We start from the raw sequence: 4,074 nt of genomic DNA on the forward strand, positions 1-4,074 counted from the left end.
CGGGCGCCTGAAGGACTGGCGCCGCATCGCCATGCGCTATGACCGATGCGCACACACCTTCATGTCCGCCATCTGTCTCGCCGCAACTGTACTCTTCTGGATTAACGAGTCCTGAGCCTAGCCCTCCTTTGAGCCCAGTTCTACGCAACATCGTTGTCCGCTCCTCAATGAGCTTACTCGATCATCACCAGAAAACGTTAAGAGGAGTCAACGGAATAACGTCGGCTTTATACCGGGTCCCCAATGGCGCTTGTGGATATAACCCCGGTTGCTTACGGCTCCGTCGCGCGATGCAATATGGGTCGACAGCGGCCAGGACGCGACCGGCGCGCCATGTCCGCTTCTGGGCACCTACCCCCTGAAGCCGCCCTTCTGCTCTCGGCCAGATCCGGTCCGCAGAAGCGTCTACTGCCTTAAGCGGCTTGGATGGCCGCGAGGATAACCCGGCGTACCTGGGCGGGCACCCAGCGCTGTCCCCCGCGGGGGGCCGGCACGCCGCGGGCCATAAGGGCCTCCGCGATCTCCGCGAGTGTGACGGCACCCGCGCGGCGTGCGCGCTTGATATAGGGCAGCACGACCGCGGCACGCCGCCGGGCGTTCTCCCCTTGCACCGCGTTGCCCCTAGCAGAGGCGGCAGGATCACCCGCAAGCAGGCGCGGGTTGCCGAGCTGCACCCCTCTCGCTTTGGCCGCAGCCAGTGCCGCCTTCGTGCGGGCCGAGATCATCCGCGCCTCTTCTTCCGCGACGGCGGCGAGGATGTGTACGGTGAGGCGGTTCACCGCGGGCATGTCGGCGGCGACGAACTCGACGCCGCCTCCATGAGGTTCGACACGAAGGCGACATTGCGGGCCAAGCGGTCGAGCTTGGCGATGACGAGGGTGGCGCGCCCGGTACGGCAGGCGGCGAGCGCCGCGGCAAGCTGCGGCCGATCCTTCTTCCTCCCACTCTCCACCTCGACGAGCTCGGCGGCGATGACGCCGCCTGAGCCGGCGACATGGCGGGCGACGGCCTCGCGCTGAGCCTCCAGCCCGAGGCCGGAGCGGCCCTGCCCCTCGGTCGAGACGCGAAGGTAGGCGACGAAACGGATCCTCGGGGCGGTCATCCCCCCCCAACTGGACCCCGCTGGCCCTGATTTCTCAACCCCAAACGACCGTTTGATAGACTGTGAATTCCTCGGGAGCATAAGGCAGGGGGCGACGCGCAATCTCTCAGGCGCCCTGAGCGTTCACTACTACCTTGTCCCGAGTACACGCACCGCTACCCTGGCCGGATCGCGATGGGGATACAGATGTACAAGCCGGGCGGCACGCTGAGGGACGCGGTTCAGGCCATCGAGACCGGGCGATACGTCCTCCCCGCCATCCAGCGGGAATTCGTCTGGCGGCCAGACCAGATCTGCCGCCTGTTCGACAGCATCATGCAGGGCATCCCCTTCGGCACATTCCTCTTCTGGCGCGTCGAGCCGAAAAGCGCGGAGGCGTACAAGTTCTACGGCTTCGTTCGCGACTACCACGAGAGGGACAATCCGCACTGCCCCGACCTCGGACCGATCACCGGGCGGGAGCTGACAGCGGTGCTCGACGGCCAGCAGCGCCTCTCGGCGCTCAACATCGGCCTCCGCGGCTCGATGGCCTGGCGGCTTCCGAACAAGTGGAAGACGAATAAGAACGCGTACCCCGTCAAGCATCTCTACCTGAACCTCCTCCACGCGCCTGATCCGGACGAGGAGGGGGAGGCCTTCCAGTTCCGCTTCCTCGACGAGCCGCACACCTACGTGCCGGGGAGCGAGCTGTGGTTCAGGGTGCCGTCTATCCTGAAGATGGAGAGCGGTCCGCCCATGCTCGAATGGGTAATGCGGGTGGCCACGGCCGAAGGGGTGACGATCTCCCAGGCTGACATGAGCGCTGCATATAAAGTGCTGTTTCTCTTGCACCGGGTGATCCACTCCGAGAACAAGGTCTCCTACTACGAGGAGGATAGCCAGAGTCTGGAGCGGGTGCTGCGGATCTTTATCCGGCTCAACAGCGGCGGCACCGTCCTCTCCTACTCGGACCTCCTGCTCAGCATCGCCGTGGCACAATGGCAGGATCTCGACGCGCGAAAGGAGATCCACTCGCTCCGGGACGACCTCAACGCGATCGGGACGGGCTTCAGCTTCTCAAACGACTTCATCCTCAAGGCGGGGTTGATGCTCGCGGACATCAGCAGCGTCGGATTCAAGGTCGAGAACTTCACGAGGCCGAACATGGCCGAGCTGGAGAAGCGCTGGTCGGGCATCCGGCGCGCCCTCATCCTGGCGGTGGAGCTGGCGGCCTCCTTCGGCCTGAGCGGCCAGGGGCGCTGGGCCGAGAGTTCCCTCCTTCCCATCGCCTACTACCTCCACCGCCTCGGCGCGCCCGACAACTTCGTCACCCACAGCTCGCGCGCGACGGACAGGGCGGCGATCCAGTCCTGGCTGGTGCGGTCCCTCCTGAAGCCGTCGGGCATCTGGGGCAGCGCGCTGGACACCCTCCTCACCGCCCTTCGCGGGGTCATCCGTGCGTCCCAGGAGGCGGCTTTCCCCGCCGGGGCGCTCGAGACGGAAATGAAGGCGCGCGGCAAGGGCCTGGAGTTCTCTGAGGCGGAGGTGGAGTTTCTCCTGGACACCTCCTACCCCGACTACCGTACCTTCCTCCTGCTCTCGTTTCTCTACCCGTTCGTGGACCTGAAGAACCACTTCCACGTCGACCACGTGTTCCCGAAGTCCATGCTCACTCCCGCGCAGCTCAGGAGGGCCGGCATCCCGCCGGAGTCCATCGATGACCTCTCAGCGAGGGCGAACCGACTCCCGAACCTGCAGCTGCTCGGCGGTGCGGAGAACAACGAGAAGCGGGCCAAGCTGCCGAAGGCGTGGCTCGCATCGGCGTTCGCGACGGACGCCGCGGGCGCGGAGTTCGCCGCGAAGCATGACTTCGGCTCGGTCCCGGGGTCTGCTGCCGAGTTCGCCGCGTTCTTCGATGCGCGCCGGGCCTTCATGAAGGCGCGACTACAGAAGCTTCTCGGGGTGGTATCCGCGCCTTCAGGCGAGATGGGCAGCAAGCTCGATGCAGTTGAAGCCGTCTCGGGAGGCGCCCACCAAATGGAGAGTGCGTCTTGGAAGGCAGAGAGTTTTCTCCACGAAAGCCTCTCTGGCCCCTCAGTTGGCTTTCTATGGAGGGACGTCCTTCTGCCAGACGGCACAGACATTCTAATGACATACAAGGGGAAGAGCTTCCAAGCAAAAATCATTGGAAGTGAGTTCACCTACGAGGGACGATGCATGTCCCCGAGCGAGTTCGCGAGCTCGGTTGCGGACGGCACCTCTCGGAACGCTTGGCGTGACCTCATGGTCAAGCGTCCGCAAGATCTACACTTCCTACCTGCCGATGATTTTCGTCGTAAGTTCAATTGAGCTTCCAACCGATCGAGATACAAAAGCGACTTGGCTACCGGTTGGACTTAGCGCCGCTCACGAGACGACCCCGCACGCAACAGAGGGAGGGGGCGCGGGCTGGGCTGGGCTGGGCTGGGGAGATAAGCGTTACAGTCTCGGGCCTTGCGACGTTCCGCAAACGGCTTCTCGGTTCCACGGAGTTGGACCGAAGCACGTTGGCCACGAATCATCACTCCAAGCCTCTATTCTTTTTCAGATCAGTTTGTACACTATGAACTGAGCTAATTCGCGGTTGGTTTGAGATTCAAGTGAAAGGTCACGTGATAACCGCGCAGGGCCTTGAGAGGGTGCTGCGAGCGGGTGCCAGTGTTGGAGGCCTCACATGACCCTTACCCTTCAGGTCCCCGGAGCCGGCAACACGCTTCACAACGCACTTGTCGCCGCCGCGACGGGAGCTACAGGCGGCTTTGCCGCGTTCGCTTTCGCGACATCAACCGGCATCGACACTGCTTTGGCTGAGCCTGCGATTCACAAGCGGCTAGAGCGGTTTCCGGCCTGACTGAATTGCTTGTGATCCACGAGGCGGTGGCGAGGTGATTCAGTGCTCCTGGTGAGGGAGGCCCTGGGCATGTCGAAGGCGTTGTCGGTGGATCCGCGGGAGC

General features: G+C 63.9%; 2 protein-coding genes and 2 pseudogenes. 3 read left to right on the plus strand and 1 reads right to left on the minus strand.

Annotated elements, in window-relative coordinates:
• Nucleotides 1-115, plus strand: a pseudogene (locus tag J8J14_RS24430) (IS5/IS1182 family transposase); the annotation flags it as partial.
• A gap of 298 nt (nucleotides 116-413) precedes the next feature.
• Here J8J14_RS24430 and J8J14_RS25890 read toward each other — a convergent pair.
• Nucleotides 414-1,183: pseudogene (locus tag J8J14_RS25890) on the minus strand (recombinase family protein).
• A gap of 93 nt (nucleotides 1,184-1,276) precedes the next feature.
• Between J8J14_RS25890 and J8J14_RS24440 the strand changes: the two are divergent.
• Together J8J14_RS24440 and J8J14_RS24445 are read left to right on the plus strand one after the other, a co-directional pair.
• Nucleotides 1,277-3,430: a DUF262 domain-containing protein gene (locus tag J8J14_RS24440; RefSeq protein WP_245216148.1), complete on the plus strand. Its 2,154-nt coding sequence runs from the start codon at nucleotides 1,277-1,279 to the stop codon at nucleotides 3,428-3,430.
• 364 nt (nucleotides 3,431-3,794) lie between these two features.
• Nucleotides 3,795-3,971, plus strand: a complete 177-nt coding sequence (locus tag J8J14_RS24445; protein WP_209382144.1) for a hypothetical protein — start codon at nucleotides 3,795-3,797, stop codon at nucleotides 3,969-3,971.
• The last annotated feature ends 103 nt before the right edge of the window (nucleotides 3,972-4,074 follow it).

Origin of the sequence: Pararoseomonas baculiformis (genome assembly GCF_017813395.1) — a bacterium.
In the GTDB taxonomy this organism is placed as follows: Bacteria; Pseudomonadota; Alphaproteobacteria; order Acetobacterales; family Acetobacteraceae; genus Roseomonas; species Roseomonas baculiformis.